The sequence below is a fragment of the Paraburkholderia domus genome, from assembly GCF_905220705.1.
Lineage (GTDB): Bacteria > Pseudomonadota > Gammaproteobacteria > Burkholderiales > Burkholderiaceae > Paraburkholderia > Paraburkholderia domus.
This window is the reverse complement of the sequence record NZ_CAJNAT010000026.1, coordinates 46,276-62,570: the sequence shown is the minus strand read 5'-3', so window position 1 is coordinate 62,570 and position 16,295 is coordinate 46,276. Positions and strand designations below refer to the sequence as shown.

Here is a 16,295-nt window from a genome sequence, read left to right as displayed (position 1 = left end):
CCCGTCACCGGGGTTTCACGAAACGCAATGTCATCCGATCCGATTCGCCGATCGCCGCGTATTTCGCCCGATCGACGTCGTGGCCCTCATACGTGGGCGGCAGCGACCACACACCGTGCGGATAATTTTTCGTGTCGCGCGGATTGCTGTTCACTTGGCTCTGGCCAGCCAATTCGAAACCTGCCGTGCGCGCGTGTTCGATGACATAGGCTTCGGTCACATAGCCGGAGTCGATGGTCTGTTGCAAGGAGGTGCCCGGCGCCGCGCGATGCTCCTCCACACCGAGGATGCCGCCCGGTTTAAGTGCCGCGTAGAAGGCGCGCAGGTTCGCGTCGATCTGGCCGTCCTTGATCCAGTTGTGGATGTTGCGGAATGTCAGCACCTCGTCGACGCTGCCATCGGCCGGAAAGCCGCTGAACCGGCCGGCTTGCAGCGTTCCGACCACCACGTTGCCGTAGACCGTCGGCGTGGCGGCCAGCTTGCGCGCGAAGGACGCCCGGCCGGCCTGCTCCTCAGCCGCCGACGCAGCCTCCGGGCTGTCATATTGCGCCTCATAAAGCTTGCCGTGGTCGTGTAGATAGGGCGCGAGTATTTCCGTGTACCAGCCACCGCCGGGCGCGATCTCCAGCACGGTTTGCGACGGCGCCACTTCGAAGAATTGCAGCGTTTCTTTCGGATGGCGGTAGACATCGCGCGCGCGGGCCTTGTCACTGCGCTGCGGCCCGGAAATCGCGGCGTCGAGCGAGGCAGAATCAGCCGCGGAGGAGGTCGACGCCGCCGGGGAAGCGCAAGCGGCTAGCAGCAGCGCGGCGCTCAGCGCCACGAGCGTGAAACGCAGCGCGCGGGCTTGGGGGGTGGGTTGGGTGTTCATGGCACCCATTATCGGGTGCGATCTGCCAGGAAAGAAATCGCCAATCGACATAACCTTATGCACGTGAGGTATTTGCTGTGTGCCGACGGCACGGTCGGCACACGCTGCGCGCCAGTTCGGCGGTTTTGCGGCGGGCGGCGCAAACATTGCCGAATCCGAAGGGCGGCGTAGCGCGTATAAATGATGTGTTCAGCGTCGGCCGCGTGCGCTGGCTCGCCTGAATTGGAACCGCGGACATGATCGCCTTTCATTTCACTTTGCCGGAGGCTGGTATGAAACGAACTTCGAGGACGTCGAGCGTAGTGGGAGTTTTGCTGTGCGCGGCCGCGTGCGGTGTTGCCGCGCAGGCTGCTGCACAGGGCCTGAGCGTGCAGGACGACATCAACGCGCCGCAAAACAGTACGCGCGTGATGCCGAATGCGGCGCGCGGCAGCGAATATCCGACGCACGGTAACCAGCAGGCGGGCGAGTTGAATCTGAATCCGACCGATCCGCGCGCGCAGCTGGTCAACGGTTTGCCGAACAACACCCAAGCCGGCGGCTACGGTTCGCCGCTCGCCGGCGTGCGCACCTACGTGCAACCGCAAATGCCGGCGAATTGAGCGTTCGCGCGGGCGTCGGTACGGTTGTGCTGCATCGCGCGCTGACAGCAGCGCATCCTGGCACGGACCGTAGCACTTTTGTCTCAGGCGCTGGTTTAGCCGTTTAGGCTTCGGCGCGACCACCTGATTACCCGTCAATCGGATTTCGGGCTCCGCGTCTGGCTTACATATGGAACACGATCCGCAACGTATCGTTCTGCACTATCACCGAGATGCCGATTACCAGCAGGATCAGGGGGAGCAGCGCGGTACCGTAGCGCCGGATCGGCGCGCCCAGCAACGGATGCTCCACCAGCCACACCGCGCCCGCGCACCAGAGGCCGATCATCGCGACGAACACCAGCGAGATGAACATGCCTTCGCTATGCGAATGACTTGCGTACAAGGGCACATAGACAGCGACATTGTCCGAGCCGTTGGCGACCGCCACACACGCGACTGTCCACCATGACGACCCGGCGCCAGTCGTAGTCGGCGTGGCCGGTGCGCTTGTGCGCGCGGCGCTCTGCGCTTCTTTCTCCTGATCCGCGTTGCCCGGGCGAAAGCGCGTCCACGCTTTGCTCAGGCCCACGCCGATGGGCAAGATACCGAGCAGACCCACATAGCCGGTGGGGAGTCGCGTGAGCAATGCGGCGAGCAGAATCGATCCCACGATCAAGGTCAGCGAACCGGCAAACTGCCCGGCAATCACGCGACGCCGCCGGCCACCCGTTTCCGCAAGGAAGGCGAGCAGCACGAAAAGGTTGTCGATATTGGTGGCGGCGTAAGCCGCGACGGCGAGCAGGGCAAGGCTGAACATGCGGGAAAGCCGGTCAATGCACAGTGGGAAAACGGATCGGTGCCCAGGAAGCGGGTCGAGCCGAAGAGGCGGTAGCGTGCCGGAGCTAGGGCGGCCGCTCAACACGATGCCGATGCAAGCCGTCGCGGTCAAGCTGTCTCTTTGTCTTGCACAAGGTGTCCACCCCGCGGTTCGGTGCGTTCGCGTGCGGGGCCGTGCCGTTTTCTGCCCGTGCTGTGCCCGCGGCCTGCACGGTGCCGATCGGTCAGCCCGTAAGCTACAATTGCCGACGGCTTGAAAAACGGAACATCAATGAAGATTCGGATCCTCTCTATCGCCTGCGTCACGACCGCTGCCACGCTGCTGGCGGCCTGCACGGCCGTCTACAAGAACACGGATGCATGCGAGCAGTTGATGCGGAGCAAGCTGGCGGAAACCTCGTCGCCGGATACGCTGAAGATCACCCACACGGGCGCCGGCATCGACGGCTCGCGGGTGGTCGTGGAAGGCTCGATCGAGCATGTGGTGACGGCTTCGGAGGTTGCGGCCGCATCGGCGCCATCCCCGGCAGCTTCCGCGGCGCCGGTGGCGAATGCGCCACGCCCGGCTTCGGGAGCGCGAGCGGCGTCCGCGATGTCCGCGGCTTCGTCGGCTTCGTCGGCTTCGGACGCTACGGACGCTACGGCTGCTTCCGGCGTGACAGCCGGAGTGGCTTCGGGTGCTGTGGCCGCTTCCGCGAGCGTCGCTGCGTCGGGCGCCGACGCGGCCTCGCTCAAATCGTCCAAGCCGAAGAAGACCCGCATGGCGGCGGCCGCCGAGTGCACGTTTCACGGCTCGGCGCTGAGCGTATTCAGCTGGTTGGCACCAGAAAAGCTCGTCACGCCAGCCGATGGCGCTGCCGGCGAAGGCACTGAATAAAGCCTCGCTCGCAAAGAGCGCGGCGCGTTTGCGCCAACGCTTCGGCAAACACAAAGTGCAAAGCACGAATCTTAAGCCCTAAGCCCTAAGCCCTAAGCCCTAAGCCCTAAGCCCTAAGCCCTAAGCCCTAAGCCCTAAGCCCTAAGCCCTAAGCCCTAAGCCCTAAGCCCTAAGCCCTAAGCCACAAGCCACAAGCCACAAGCCACAAGCCACAAGCCACAAGCCTCAAGCCTCAAGCCGCCCCGTCCGCGTGGCGGCTTTGTTTTCGCGCATCAATTTCAGCACGTTTTCGCCGAACGCCTGCGGCCGTCCTTCAAAGCAGCGCTGCACCGCCTGTGTATCGATCAGACGTCGCCGCAGCGCGGTGCGCTCGTCTTGCTGGTCGATCATTCTCACGGCCGCCGCGATATAAGCCTCGACGCTGTCCGTGGTGGTCCAAGACGGCATGCCCACACGCTCGAACAGCGCGCCGTCGATCTGCTCGAACACTTCCGGCCCGTGTTTGCATACGCCGGGCAAGCCGAGCGTCAATGCGTCGACGATTCCGTTGGTATTGCCGAACGGAAATGGGCTGAGGAACAGGTCGGACTGGCTCACCCGCACCAGATACGCGGCGTAGTCGTGAAAGTCATGCACGACGGCGCCCGGCAGCGCATGCTCGACGACATCGCGCAGCCGGTCGAACGGCAGACCCGACGGCACGCCAGTCATGAAGTGAAATTCAACGGGTGTCGCCGCGCGCTCGCCGATCGCGCGGCAGGCATCGAGAAAACCAGGATTGAGCTTCATCGCGCTGGCCGTGATGACGATCTGCAGCGTCTCGCGGGGCGGCGGAATCTGAGCGACGATGTCCGGCAGCGCGACGGACGGGCGGTACGGTTGCCCGTCTTTCGGCAGTTTCATCAGGCGTTCGCTGAAACAGGCCGGGTCGCCGACATAATCTTCTTCGACGCTGATGTAGTCGATCTTGTCGGAATGCGTGGTGGCGGGGTGGCCGAGCGCCGCGATCTGCAGCGGCGCGATACGCAGGTTCGACATAAACACCGTTAGCACGAACATGCCGACGCTGGGCATGTACAACACGTCTGGCTGCTCGGCCTCGGCGAAGTCGCGAATCGTCTTCAGGCATTCGCCGATGTAGTCGGGCTGCTCCAGTTCGATGAAGCGGTCGAAGATGTCCCGCCCGATTTCATCGACGGCGTAACCGAACCCGAAGCCGACCACTTCGAAATGCTCGCGTGCGGCTTCGAGCGTACGCGAATGCGTGCGGTAGATCGAATGGGCGCCGCTGAACCACTCCAGCACGACGATCATCAAGGGCTTCTTCTTGCCGCGCCGCGGCTTGCCTTTGACAGGCGTGCGCATTGGCGCGGGCAGGTCGGTCAGGCCGAGTTGCGCGAGCTTGCGGCGCACCAGGACGTTGATGTCTTGCTTGATGGCATGCCGGCGCGGCGTATCCGCGTAGCTGCAGAACATATAGGCGTTGTGCAATACGGCCGAGGGCAGGTCGTCCAGATCGTCGATTTGCTGCAGCTTGCCAGGCAGCCACTCAAGCAGCGCCTCGCGCTTGAGATGCGCGCTTGGCGAACCCTTGAAAACGGGCGCCAGCAATGCAAGGGCGAGACAGGCGGCGATGGTTTTGTCGTACGCCCACAGTGCGGCGAAGTCGAGTTCCAGTTCGGACTCGGTCGAATAAAGCAAACATAGCTTCTCAATGAAGCTGTCCCCCGGCAGAAACTGTCCATCCGCCGGGCCGCGGGGGTTCAGGTAACGGGTGACGTGGTCCGCATTGCCCAAAGCCGTGGCCGAGAACAGCACGCCAATCCACTCGTGCAGCGTGAGAAGCAATCTGAAGCATGCGGTGGGCGGCCGGAAATCCGGGTCGGCGAACAACGTTGACGCGGCGCTCGTCAGGCGTGTGCAGAAACGCTGGCGCTGCGCTTCGAGAGACAGGCCGGTCATGCCCGAGGCTTCGAAGCTCGCATTCAATTCGCCGCGCGTGTGTTGGAGGAGTGCGAGTGCGGCGATGAGCTGGACAGAGGCTTGTGTATGTTGCCGCGTGTAGACGAGTTGCTCGAAATGGTCGAGCGAAAAGGTGACTTCCATCGTTTGACTATTGTTAGGTATGCAGGACTAACGATATCGAGATGACGTTAGCCGGAAACGATGATTATTGCAGTCAAGGCGTATCAAATAAGCCAGGGATCGGGATTTGGGAATTTTCCGCGCGGAAAAATCCGATCGGTCTGTGGGTCTTATTCCGTTTCGTCGCGGGAGTTTGACACTTGATGACTGGGTCCGCTCGGGAGCTCAATCGTGTCCGCCTAACGCAGCCGTCTTGCGTAAGGCGGATCCCGATACGGAACGCTCAGAAGGCGTAATACGGCCCCGGCCCGGCTGAAGTTGCGCGCGACGCGATCGCCGTGTAGACCCGTCGTCCGAAAAAGAACGGCAGGCCCCAGCCGAAGCTGTTGCTGGCTATGCCGGCCAGGTTGTTGAACGCATTATTCGACGACCCGAACAGCGCGGTCGAATTGCCGATCGCAAACGATACTGTGTTCGACACGCCGTCGGAACCTATGATCGAGGCGCTCGCTGTTTGCGTCGAACTCGGGCAGTACCAGTAACCGCATTGCGGCAACTGACTATTGCTGAAGAACAGGCCGTTCGAGCCGCTGTCGAGGTAGCTCTGCGCATAAGTCTGGCCGGCGCTGCTGGTGGCCACATACCCTGTGACCGGATTGGCCTTGACCACGCTTGCGCCGCCGAGTGTGTTGTTCGCCTGGGTGCCGATGCCGAAAATCATCGAGCCTGACACACTGACCGCGCCGGCGTCGGCGATCGCCGGCAGGTCGATTACGACGCCGTTGTTGTCGAGCGCGAAGCGGCTGACCGGATTGCTCACCTGCTGCGCAAGCGCTTGTGTGCTCGCGAGGCAGGCGCCGCCGGCGTCGCAACTGTAATACCAGCGCGGCAGCGCGGCATTGACACAGCCGCTGCCGCAGTCGGCCGCGAACAGGCCGACGCCGAGAATGCCGTTGGCGCGCAGGCTCGAGACGTTCAGCATCGCCGGGCCCGAGCCCGCGCAGTCGGTGGGCACGTTGGGGACGGCAGGGTCGGAGATCAACTGGATCGGAATGGCTGCGGCCAATTGACCGGCCATGCGCACATCGGCGCTGCGCACCGCGCCCCACGCATAGCCGCCGCCGAATACCGCGCACTCGCCGGTCACGCCGCTGCCCGAACCGACCGCCGCCAGCGTGAGGCTGGCCGGCAGCGCGGACGCGAGGATCCGCAAGCCGTGTGAGCCGGTGTCGACCTGAATATTGTTGATCGTCGCGCAGTTGCTGGTGCCGGGCTGGCAGACGGTGACGCTTGTCGTCAGCATGTTGCGCGTCAGGCCGGGCGCGGCGGCGACCGTGATCGGCTGAACGTTCGGCGTGCTCGACTGCGGCACGGAGGTGGCCGTGCTGGATACGGCGGCCCCGGACGGCGCGCTGGCTCCTGACGGGCTTGCCGCACTCGGGCTGCTGGGCGGGCTGGCTGAACCTGCCGGGGACGAGTCCGCCGATGTGCCACCGCCGCCGCCGCAACCGGCGAGTGCCGCGCAGACGAGGAGCAGGGCATAAAGATGAGAAGAGGATTTCATGATGTCGAGGGTAATCGTCGAAGCGTTTTCTTGATGTTTTGGGCGCGTCAGTGGAAATCGTCGGCCGTGACGCCGGACGGCAGGGCCGCGGGCAGCCAGGCGCGTCCTGCGTAGCCGCGCATCGGGCCGCCGGATTCCACGATCACGTCCGGGCGGACCACTCGCGAGGCATGCAGATTGCCGTTCGATGCCAAAGCGGCGGCACCTGTCCTGTAGGAGTCGGCGTACTTTCCCAGTAGCGCGCGCAGATCCGGCATGGTGGGGCCCTGCCACGCGTAAGCGATGATCTGGCCGGTATTCGTCGCGTATTCGTTGATGGTCGTGTTGCCCGCATCGGTCAGCGTGCGCAGGCGTAAGGCGCCGTTTAGCAGGGTTTGAGGTGCGGCGGCCGTCGAATTCGCCTGGACGGCCATCGTGCCGCCCAATTCGGCGCGCGCGGCGGTGCTGGTACACAGCACGGCAACCACCATCGCCGAGGCGGCGAAGGCGGCTAAAGAAGTAGGATTTGGCATGGCAACCTGTCTCGCTGTTGGAACGCTCAAGCTTTATTGAGATGTCCAATTCAAGATAACACTCAGGTTTCCTGATCGTTGTCAGGAGCCGCGCGCGAAGCTTGAGGTAATCTCAAAAAAGGCGTGTGACGAGGCTGGAAAGTGCCTTTTAAAACAATGATCTGACAATGGAGTAGGGCCTGCCTGATGGTCGATTGGGAAGTGTTGTGAATTGTTAAATCTGCTGCAGGGAAAGATGATCGCTGCCGCGAAGCGGAGCGCCTTTCTGCAACGGGAGCGTGCTGGGTCGGGACGATGCAGCGACCTTCGCGCCGGTCGGCGCCCCCCGCGCTTTTTGCCGGGCGAGCGCTGCTCAATTCACAGGCAAACCCCAGTTTTTGCACATGTCTCGCCGGGACCGGTAAAATGTTGGGTTGATCCACGGAAACTTGCCGTGGCGTAGCGGAAGGATTCCCCGAACATGACTGATCTTCGTCTTACCAAGCGGTTTGCAGTAATGCTGATGGCAGGCGGTCTGGTCGCCGGCTGCGGCACCTCGTCGCCGACCAAAATCGACTACAAAAGCGACTCGAAATCGAAGCAAGTGTCACTTGCTGTACCGCCGAACATGATCGATGAGACGTCCGATCAGCGTTCGTTGCCCCCGCAAGGCGGCGAAACCTCGCTCTCCACGCTCAAGCAAGTGCAGGCGCAAGCCCCGGCCGCCAACACGCTGGCGGTCGTTCCGCCAGTCAACGGCATGCATATCCAGCGCGACGGCACCGAAAGCTGGCTGGTGATCGACGACAAGGCGCCCGACCAGGCGTGGGCGCAGATCCGCCGTTTCTGGCAGGAACAGGGTTTCCTGCTGGTGGTCGACCAGCGCGACAAGGGCGTGATGGAAACTGACTGGAACGAAACACATGCGCAGATCAACGACGGCCTGATTCGCAACACCTTGTCCAAGGCGATGGGCAACAGCTACGTGAGCTCGGAGCGTAACAAGTACCGCACGCGTCTCGAGAAGGCGCCGAACGGCGGCACCTATGTGTTCATCAGCCAGAAGGGCATGCGTGAGGCGATCACCGGTACGAACAACGATTCGACCAAGTGGGAAGCCAAGCCGAACGATCCGGGTCTCGAACAGGAATACCTGAAGCGCTTGATGGCAGCGTTGGCACTGGCCGATTCGCGCACGAAGCCGGGCGATACGCAAAGCGCCGAGCTTTCGCCGGCGGGTGCGCAAACGGCGCCGAACGCGGCTACGGCGGGCGCGAAGTCGGCGGCTGCGGCCACGGCGGCGCAAAACGTCGCGCTGTCGGCGCAATCGCCCATGCCGGACGACTCGGCGAACGGCACGTCGGCACAGGCCTCGTCCACCGAACTGACGCTCGGCGAGCCGTATGACCGTGCGTGGCTGCGTGTGGGCCTCGCGCTCGACCGCAGCAACTTCACGGTTGACGATCGCGATGCGAGCCGCGGTTTGTACTTCGTGCGCTACGTCGATCCGAAGGACATGACGTCGGCGGAGCAGGGCTTCTGGAGCCAGGTGTTCCACGGCAAGAAGGAAAAGGTCGCGAAGCAGTATCTCGTCAACGTCCGCGCGGTGACGCCTGACCAGACCCGTGTGGCCGTGGTCGACGACAAGGGCGCGATCGATCAGAGCCCGCAGGCCAAGCAGATCATGAGTCTGATGGTCGACCAGTTGCACTGAAGGAAGTCGTAGCACGCAGCAAACGCTGTCTGAAAACCCGCCCGGCATGCAGCCCGGGCGGGTTTTTTTATGCCCATGGTTTATCCATCGCGCCGCGAGCCGTCAGACCGCCGTCGTGGCGCGCACGTGTTTTGCTTTCTGTCTGAAACGCCGGTATGAACCGGCGCTTAACGGGAGATGGCCATGTTCGACGTGATTCCTTACTGGATGTGGGCGGCGAGCTTGCTCGTCCTGGCGCTCGTATGCGGCGCAGCCTTGGCGCCACGCGAGACGCGGCGGCCAACGGGCCTGCGATTCAGGCATACGGATGCGCAGCGCACGAAATGGCCGGTGCCCTGATGTTTGAGCCGCTTCAAACGTATGAAGCAGGGACCGCGCGGCCGCCACTGTGCGGCCGCATGTAACGTGACGTTACCCCAGTGACGTAACTCGCAAACCCCCTCTCGTCAATCCTGCCGATATCCTTTCGTCGCAAAAAATAACAATAACAATCAAAGGCTTGTGAGCAATTTCTCGTGAAATTTCATAACTGGCACACAAGATGCTTATAAAGACTTATAAAGACTCATGGGCCGGATTCGTAACAACCGACGTGAGTTTGCAGCGAGTTTCCAATCGGCGGTTCCCAGACCATTTCAGCACCGGCGAACGAACCGGTGCTCAGCCCGATGATGGCCTGCGCGCTTGGCGCGCGGCCTCGGTGGCCCCGTCGCCTATCCTCGTAGGGCGACGGTTTCGCCCGCACTCCAACGGAGTGCGGGCTATTTTTTTGGGTTCCAGGGATTCATTGCCGGGCTACGGACGCGGCAAGCGACGCAGGACAGGAAAGCGGCGACGCTGACGGAAGCGTCGCGCGAAGCGGTGTTCTGGTGTCGGCGCGGTCCTCTCCGGGGGAGAAGCTGATTGCGCCGAACGTTTCGCGTGAGGCGGTTTTCAGGTATCGGCGCGGCGCGGTCCGACCCAAGGCAGACGTTTGATCACCCCAGTGGCAAGCGCGGTGCCGACGAGGATCACGCCGCAGCCTTCCAGCATGCCCGGCGACACGGTTTCGCCGAGAAACAACGCACCCCACAAAATGCCGAAGATCGGAATCACGAAGGTCACCGTAATCGCACGTGCCGGCCCGACCACCGCGATCAGATGGAAGAACAGCATGTAGGCGACGCCGGTACACGCAACACCCAGCGCGATGACCGCACCCCACGCGTGCAGCGAGATCGGCGCAGTCGGCCAGTAGATTGCGGCGAGCGGCAGCAGGACGATGGTGGCGCCGGTCATCGTGCCGGTCGCGACGGTCAAGGGGTCGACACCGGTCAGGTGGCGCTTCGTATAGTTGGCGGCTATGCCGTAAAGCAGCGTGGCGCCGAGTGCAGCGGCCGCCGCGAGCGCGGTGCTCGCCGGTGTGGCAGCCGAGCCGTTCGGCGTGGCGATCTGATCCCACACCAGCATCAGGACGCCGAGAAAGCCGATCACGAGACCGAGCGTGCGCAGCGCGCTCAGGCGGTCGCGCAGCCACAGGAAGGCGACGAGCGCGCCCCACAGCGGCGTAGTCGCATTGATGACGGAGGTCACGCCCGCTGACAGCGTCAGTTCGGCATACGCGAACAGGCAGAACGGCGCCGCCGAATTCAGGATACCGACCACCAGCAGCGGAAAGGCGCGCGTGCGCAGGATCGTTGCGGACTGGCGCAGCGGCCGCCGCGCGATCAGCACGATCGCGAGGAAGACCGCGCCGATCCCGACCCGCAACGCCATCAGCGGCGCGACGCCGAAGTCGGTCACGCCGACGCGGATAAACAGAAACGAGGCGCCCCAAAGGGCGGCGAGGATCAGCAGTTGCAGCAGGTTTCTAGCATTCATTGTCGTGGCGCCGCGCGCGGTTGAGTCGAGACGCACGCGCATCGTAGCAGCGCAATCGCGCGAAACGTTTCAGGTTGGAGTGAAACGGCAAGATTCGGGGGATGAAGGGCGTCTGATAGTCGTCATCGTAAGCGCAGTCGAGCCGGCTGCGAAACGAGCAATTCTCACGCTAATGTGAGAAAAATTGCGATGAAACTGACTTGAGGAACTGGCGAGGGCAGGTCCGGTGCGGTGCGCGCTTGTCGAGCGTGAATTATATTGCGGCAGCGCACCAGCCTCGGCGACTTCTATGGCAGTACCGTCGACACTATCAGGACCGGCCGCTCGCGCTGCCTTGGACGGCTCGAACGCATGCCGTCAAAAAAGCGGGCGTGCTCGAAAGAGCGCGCCCGCCGATCTACCTATGCAGATGCCAACTCGCTGATCGGAACCATCGCGCGAGCTACCGCTTCAGAGAATTGGCAAGCGCGTGCAATGACGTCGACGGGCGAGGCAAACCTCAGTGCGGAATCATCCCCTGCAGGAAGTTCTGCTGCAGCCAGACCAGCACGCCGAGAATCACCGTCAACAGAATCGAATGCTTGAAGGTCTTGGCGAACACGACGCCTTCCTTGCCTTTGAGTTCGGTCGTCGCCACGCCGGTCGAGATGTTTTGCGGCGAGATCATCTTGCCCATCACGCCGCCCGACGAATTGGTCGCCGCCATCAGGATTGGGTTCAGGTTCAGCTGATGGGCCGCCACCACCTGCAGGTTGCCGAACAGCGCGTTGCCGGACGTGTCGCTGCCTGACAGGAACACCGCGACCCAGCCAAGGAAGGCCGACACCAGCGGAAAGAACGGTCCGACCGACGAGACACCCAACCCGAGCGTATAGGTGAGCCCCGAGTAGTTCATCAGATAGGCGAGTGCGACGATGGTCGCCACCGTCAGAATGGCGATGCGCGTCTGGACCCACGTGTCGACAATGGCGTTGCCAAATTCCCGCACCCCCAGACCCGTGACAAACGACGTGATGATGGCGGCCACCAGAATCGCCGTGCCGGTGGCGAGCGGCTGGAAGTCCCACACCGCACCATATGGCGTGTTGTACAGCGTGATGAATACGGCCTTGTCGAGGCCCGGCCACGGTACCTTGACGTCGCCGATCAGGAAGATCTTGGCGACGGTCCACACGATCACCACCGCCGAGACGATGATCCACGGATACCAGCCCTGGCCTCCGCTGATCTTGCCGCGGACCTCGCCCACGCGATCGATGTTGATGGCGAACTTCGGATCGGCGGCAGGCCTCCAGACGCGCAGGAACGCGATGGTAAGAATCAGCGACACCATCGACGACAGCACGTCAGTCAGACTGTAGTTCACATAGTTCGACGCGACGAACTGTGTCAGCGCGAAGCTTGCGCCCGACACCAGCAGGACCGGCCACACGCGCAGCATGTTACGAAAGCCCGCATAGACGCCGATCACATAGAACGGGAGCAGGAAGGCGAAGAACGGCAACTGGCGGCCAACCATCTTGGCGAGCGAATCGGCCGGCAGGTGCGTGACCGCGCCGAGCACCGTGATCGGCACGCCGAGCGCGCCGAACGCCACCGGCGCCGTGTTGAAGATCAGCGTGAAGGTGAGCGCTTCGAGGGTGGGAAACCCGAGCAGGATCAGCAATGAACTGGTGATCGCGACCGGCGTGCCGAAGCCGGAAATCCCTTCGAGCAGCGCGCCGAACGAAAAGCCGATCACGACCAGTACGATGCGGCGGTCGTTCGGCAGATTGTCGATCATCCACATGCGGAAGGCCGCAAAGCGGCCCGAGCGCTGCGAGATGTTGTAGAGCAGGATCGCGGCGAACACGATCCACATTACCGGCCAGCAGGCGAACACCACACCGTTGGCCACCGAGGCGGCCGCAAGTTCGACCGGGAACTGCCAGATGAAGATCGCCACGACCAGCCCGACGATCAGGCCGGCGAGTGAGGCCTGCCAGGCCGGCCGGCGTGCCCAGCCGAGCAGTAGCAGGACGACGATGATCGGCAGCGCGGCAACCAGGAACGACGGCAATAGCGAATTGCCGACGGGGGTGAGTAGTTGATGAAACATCACGTCTCCTTCGTTGTTGTTCGATTCGACGCGGGATTACGCACTACGGGGCGCGTCGCTCGGGCAGGACGGATGGGCGTCGGCGGCGTTTGCAGGACGCGCCGGGTCGCTTATTTAAATGGATACTGCGTGTGGCTTTCGCAAGGATAGATCCCCGGTGTGGGGCGTCAAGAAGGGAAACTACGGGCGCAGGACGGGATGGGGAAGAACGCTGCGTTTTGCGGATGACGCGATGCATCGGCTGGCAGGCATAGGCTCGCCATACGCCGCGTTTCAAGCGGCGTCGCTGCGTGTAAGCCGGTTCAGCGAAGTTCAGTGCCAGTGACCGTGGCCGCCGCCCCAATAACCGTGGCCACCACCCCAATAGCCGCCGAAACCGAAGCCGATCGAGACAGACGGCCCGTACCAGCCTGGGTAGCCATAGTAGGCCGGATAAGCGGGGTACGGCGGATAGTAGGCGGGGTAGGCGGGATACGCGGGCGCAGCGTAGACGGGCGGGACGGCCGCAACCGCATAAGCGGGCGGCGGGTTCTGCTGGGCGTTCTGGGCCCGCTGTGCTGAAGATTGCTGCTGCGCCTGCTGTGCCGCCTGCGAATCGGGCGGCCCGACCTGCATGTCCTGCTGCGCCGCGCCTGCAGGGACCGTGGCGTAATAGGGATAGTAACCGCCCGGATAGTAGCCGTAGGGGTAATAACAACCGGACAACGTCAGCACGCAGACAGCGCCCGTGAGCGCAAGCCCCGTTTGTGAAATACGTGGGAAGCGGCCCGGCAGTCGCTGGTTGATCGCGATAACCGTGTTGATGAGGCGGGACTTCATGACGCGCTCCTGTTTGAATCGGACGCCGCCATCCGGGGCGTAATGATTTGAGCTTACGCCGCCGTAGCACTAACAGGATTTCAAAACCGTAACGGCTTATTTCACGTCATTGCAGCGCGGTCCCCGGCGGGTCCGGCGGCGTGCCGGTCATTGTGTCCGCTCGCGCAGAAATGCAAAAAAGCCCGCCGATGGCGGGCTTCAGTGCTGCAATGCAGTAATTCGGATGGCGGGCGCGTACTCATGTGCTCGCCATTCGCACCTTACTGCCGCTGGTAAATCTCAGCGCCTTTCTTCATGAACTCGATCGACTTAACTTCCATACCCTTCTTCAGCGCTTCGTCGTCGGTCACGCCTTGTTGCGCGGCGAATTCGCGCACGTCTTGCGTGATCTTCATCGAGCAGAAGTGCGGGCCGCACATCGAACAGAAGTGCGCGACCTTGGCCGAATCCTTCGGCAGCGTTTCGTCGTGGAATTCGCGTGCCTTGTCCGGGTCGAGACCGAGATTGAACTGGTCTTCCCAACGGAATTCGAAACGCGCCTTCGACAACGCATTGTCACGCACTTGCGCGCCCGGATGGCCCTTCGCCAGATCGGCGGCGTGCGCGGCGAGCTTGTACGTGATGATGCCGGTCTTCACGTCGTCCTTGTTCGGCAGACCCAGGTGTTCCTTCGGCGTCACGTAGCAGAGCATGGCCGTGCCGAACCAGCCGATCATCGCCGCGCCAATGCCCGACGTGATGTGGTCGTAGCCCGGAGCGATGTCGGTGGTCAACGGTCCAAGCGTGTAGAACGGTGCTTCATCACACCATTCCAGTTGCAGGTCCATGTTTTCCTTGATCAGTTGCATCGGCACGTGGCCCGGGCCTTCGATCATGGTTTGCACGTCGTGCTTCCACGCGATCTGCGTGAGCTCGCCGAGCGTCTTCAGTTCGCCGAGTTGCGCTTCGTCGTTGGCATCGTAGATCGAGCCGGGACGCAGGCCGTCGCCGAGCGAGAAGGCCACGTCGTACGCCTTCATGATTTCGCAGATGTCTTCGAAGTGCTCGTACAGGAAGCTTTCCTTGTGGTGAGCCAGGCACCACTTCGCCATGATCGAGCCGCCGCGCGAGACGATACCCGTCATGCGCTTGGCCGTCAGCGGCACGTATTGCAGACGCACGCCCGCGTGGATCGTGAAGTAGTCGACGCCTTGCTCAGCCTGTTCGATCAGCGTGTCGCGGAAGATTTCCCACGTCAGGTCTTCGGCCTTGCCGTTGACCTTTTCGAGCGCCTGATAGATCGGCACCGTGCCGATCGGCACCGGGCTGTTGCGGATGATCCACTCACGCGTTTCGTGAATGTGCTTGCCCGTGGACAGATCCATCACCGTGTCGCCGCCCCAGCGGATCGCCCACGTCATCTTGTCGACTTCTTCGCCGATCGAGGAGGTGACGGCCGAGTTGCCGATGTTGGCATTCACCTTCACGAGGAAGTTACGGCCGATGATCATCGGCTCGCTTTCCGGGTGGTTGATGTTGTTCGGGATGATCGCGCGGCCGCGTGCAACTTCTTCGCGGACGAATTCAGCCGTGATTTCCTTCAGGCCGTCGGGACCGAATGCGCTCGCACCGAACGCCTGGCCCGGGTGCTGGCGGCCCATCATGGCGGCGAGCTTTTCGCCGTTCGGACCGCTCGTCTTCAGGCTTTCCAGATACGCCGCGCGTTGCTGGTTCTCGCGAATCGCGATGTATTCCATTTCCGGCGTGATGATGCCTTTACGCGCGTAGTGCATCTGCGAGACGTTCTTGCCGGCGATTGCGCGGCGCGGTGTGCGGTGCAGGCCTTTGAAGCGCAGATCGGCGGTCGCGTTATCGGCGGCGCGTTCGCGGCTGAAGTCGCTCGACAGGCCCGTCAGCGCTTCGGTGTCGCCGCGCTCTTCGATCCATGTTTGACGCAACGCGGGCAGACCGGCGCGGATGTCGATTTTGGCTTCCGGATCGGAGTACGGGCCCGACGTATCGTAGACGAAGACCGGCGGATTCTTCTCGCCACCGAAGCTATCCGGCGTGTCGGCCTGGGAGACTGCGCGCATCGGCACGCGGATATCGGGGCGCGAGCCGGTCACGTAGACCTTGCGGGAATTCGGCAGCGGGGCGACAGCGGCGGCGTCGACGTGAGCGTCGGCGGAAAGGAACTTCGGATTGGCGTTCATGCAGATCTCCTGTCGACCAGAGTTGGCGCTTTAGCGCTTACTCTGGTCCCATGCAACTTGTTGCGTTCGACGAGAGTTGGTGCAAAGCGCCAACTCAGGTCCCATGTGTGTGGGGCCGCTAAGCAGGAGACGAGATGGAAGTTGTCGGATTCGCGAGAGATGAAACGGTAGACCAGGTGCGAAATCCGTACGCTTCCCTGCGCTGGCATTATCCAGATCAGGTTCAAAGGGTATTTCTCACCCACGCAACACGGACCTCCAACCTCCGTGCGACGCAGGACCCCCGCGTTAGCAGCGCACACG

General features: G+C 62.7%; 13 protein-coding genes and 1 riboswitch. Of the genes, 4 read left to right on the top strand and 9 right to left on the bottom strand.

What is annotated here, in order from left to right:
• Positions 1 to 4: 4 nt before the first annotated feature.
• On the bottom strand, positions 5 to 880 hold the full coding sequence (locus KHO31_RS30590; RefSeq protein ID WP_201140656.1) for a class I SAM-dependent methyltransferase: 876 nt from the start codon (positions 878 to 880) through the stop codon (positions 5 to 7).
• Positions 881 to 1,143: 263 nt separating this feature from the next.
• On the opposite strand from KHO31_RS30590, the gene KHO31_RS30585 reads away from it, so the two are divergent.
• Positions 1,144 to 1,473, top strand: a complete 330-nt coding sequence (locus KHO31_RS30585; RefSeq protein ID WP_201075572.1) for a hypothetical protein — start codon at positions 1,144 to 1,146, stop codon at positions 1,471 to 1,473.
• Between the two features lie 163 nt (positions 1,474 to 1,636).
• On the opposite strand, the gene KHO31_RS30580 is transcribed toward KHO31_RS30585, so the two are convergent.
• On the bottom strand, positions 1,637 to 2,272 hold the full coding sequence (locus KHO31_RS30580) for a cadmium resistance transporter (RefSeq protein WP_201075571.1): 636 nt from the start codon (positions 2,270 to 2,272) through the stop codon (positions 1,637 to 1,639).
• Positions 2,273 to 2,563: 291 nt separating this feature from the next.
• On the opposite strand from KHO31_RS30580, the gene KHO31_RS30575 reads away from it, so the two are divergent.
• Positions 2,564 to 3,169 carry a hypothetical protein gene (locus KHO31_RS30575; RefSeq protein ID WP_211624832.1) on the top strand — a complete coding sequence of 202 codons (606 nt, stop codon included), beginning with the start codon at positions 2,564 to 2,566 and terminating at the stop codon, positions 3,167 to 3,169.
• Positions 3,170 to 3,394: 225 nt separating this feature from the next.
• Here KHO31_RS30575 and KHO31_RS30570 read toward each other — a convergent pair whose 3' ends face one another.
• The 3 genes from KHO31_RS30570 to KHO31_RS30560 form a co-directional block, all read right to left on the bottom strand.
• Entirely contained in the window at positions 3,395 to 5,275 is a 1,881-nt protein-coding gene (locus KHO31_RS30570) for a glycosyl transferase family 1 (RefSeq protein ID WP_211624830.1), read from the bottom strand.
• A 262-nt stretch (positions 5,276 to 5,537) separates the two neighbouring features.
• The gene (locus KHO31_RS30565) at positions 5,538 to 6,818 is read right to left on the bottom strand and encodes a DUF3443 domain-containing protein (RefSeq protein ID WP_201075568.1); all 1,281 of its coding nucleotides are present in this window, start codon (positions 6,816 to 6,818) and stop codon (positions 5,538 to 5,540) included.
• 47 nt (positions 6,819 to 6,865) lie between these two features.
• Entirely contained in the window at positions 6,866 to 7,330 is a 465-nt protein-coding gene (locus KHO31_RS30560) for a DUF2844 domain-containing protein (RefSeq protein WP_201075567.1), read from the bottom strand.
• Positions 7,331 to 7,790: 460 nt separating this feature from the next.
• Between KHO31_RS30560 and bamC the strand changes: the two genes are divergently transcribed.
• A complete protein-coding gene (gene bamC, locus KHO31_RS30555) occupies positions 7,791 to 9,023 on the top strand; it encodes an outer membrane protein assembly factor BamC (protein WP_201075566.1) in 1,233 nt (410 codons plus the stop codon).
• Positions 9,024 to 9,206: 183 nt separating this feature from the next.
• Complete coding sequence (locus KHO31_RS30550; protein ID WP_201085861.1) at positions 9,207 to 9,362, top strand: hypothetical protein; 156 nt, start codon at positions 9,207 to 9,209, stop codon at positions 9,360 to 9,362.
• Between the two features lie 594 nt (positions 9,363 to 9,956).
• Here the strand turns inward: KHO31_RS30550 and KHO31_RS30545 are convergent.
• The 4 genes from KHO31_RS30545 to thiC form a co-directional block, all read right to left on the bottom strand.
• On the bottom strand, positions 9,957 to 10,883 hold the full coding sequence (locus tag KHO31_RS30545) for a DMT family transporter (protein WP_236061205.1): 927 nt from the start codon (positions 10,881 to 10,883) through the stop codon (positions 9,957 to 9,959).
• Between the two features lie 499 nt (positions 10,884 to 11,382).
• Positions 11,383 to 12,981, bottom strand: coding sequence for an L-lactate permease (locus tag KHO31_RS30540; protein ID WP_201075553.1), 1,599 nt, complete (start codon positions 12,979 to 12,981; stop codon positions 11,383 to 11,385).
• Positions 12,982 to 13,293: 312 nt separating this feature from the next.
• Positions 13,294 to 13,800: a hypothetical protein gene (locus KHO31_RS30535; RefSeq protein ID WP_201085860.1), complete on the bottom strand. Its 507-nt coding sequence runs from the start codon at positions 13,798 to 13,800 to the stop codon at positions 13,294 to 13,296.
• Positions 13,801 to 14,060: 260 nt separating this feature from the next.
• Complete coding sequence (thiC, locus tag KHO31_RS30530; RefSeq protein ID WP_201075549.1) at positions 14,061 to 15,992, bottom strand: phosphomethylpyrimidine synthase ThiC; 1,932 nt, start codon at positions 15,990 to 15,992, stop codon at positions 14,061 to 14,063.
• 176 nt (positions 15,993 to 16,168) lie between these two features.
• Positions 16,169 to 16,287, bottom strand: a riboswitch (TPP riboswitch).
• Positions 16,288 to 16,295 lie beyond the last annotated feature (8 nt).

What these genes read in the sequence shown, in the direction of transcription:
- KHO31_RS30535 (WP_201085860.1), bottom strand. Translation starts at nt 13,800, where the DNA reads ATGAAGTCCCGCCTCATCAACACGGTTATCGCGATCAACCAGCGACTG.
- KHO31_RS30580 (WP_201075571.1), bottom strand. Translation starts at nt 2,272, where the DNA reads ATGTTCAGCCTTGCCCTGCTCGCCGTCGCGGCTTACGCCGCCACCAAT.
- KHO31_RS30570 (WP_211624830.1), bottom strand. Translation starts at nt 5,275, where the DNA reads ATGGAAGTCACCTTTTCGCTCGACCATTTCGAGCAACTCGTCTACACG.
- KHO31_RS30565 (WP_201075568.1), bottom strand. Translation starts at nt 6,818, where the DNA reads ATGAAATCCTCTTCTCATCTTTATGCCCTGCTCCTCGTCTGCGCGGCA.
- KHO31_RS30575 (WP_211624832.1), top strand. Translation starts at nt 2,564, where the DNA reads ATGAAGATTCGGATCCTCTCTATCGCCTGCGTCACGACCGCTGCCACG.
- KHO31_RS30585 (WP_201075572.1), top strand. Translation starts at nt 1,144, where the DNA reads ATGAAACGAACTTCGAGGACGTCGAGCGTAGTGGGAGTTTTGCTGTGC.
- thiC (WP_201075549.1), bottom strand. Translation starts at nt 15,992, where the DNA reads ATGAACGCCAATCCGAAGTTCCTTTCCGCCGACGCTCACGTCGACGCC.
- KHO31_RS30540 (WP_201075553.1), bottom strand. Translation starts at nt 12,981, where the DNA reads ATGTTTCATCAACTACTCACCCCCGTCGGCAATTCGCTATTGCCGTCG.
- KHO31_RS30590 (WP_201140656.1), bottom strand. Translation starts at nt 880, where the DNA reads ATGGGTGCCATGAACACCCAACCCACCCCCCAAGCCCGCGCGCTGCGT.
- KHO31_RS30560 (WP_201075567.1), bottom strand. Translation starts at nt 7,330, where the DNA reads ATGCCAAATCCTACTTCTTTAGCCGCCTTCGCCGCCTCGGCGATGGTG.
- KHO31_RS30545 (WP_236061205.1), bottom strand. Translation starts at nt 10,883, where the DNA reads ATGAATGCTAGAAACCTGCTGCAACTGCTGATCCTCGCCGCCCTTTGG.
- KHO31_RS30550 (WP_201085861.1), top strand. Translation starts at nt 9,207, where the DNA reads ATGTTCGACGTGATTCCTTACTGGATGTGGGCGGCGAGCTTGCTCGTC.
- bamC (WP_201075566.1), top strand. Translation starts at nt 7,791, where the DNA reads ATGACTGATCTTCGTCTTACCAAGCGGTTTGCAGTAATGCTGATGGCA.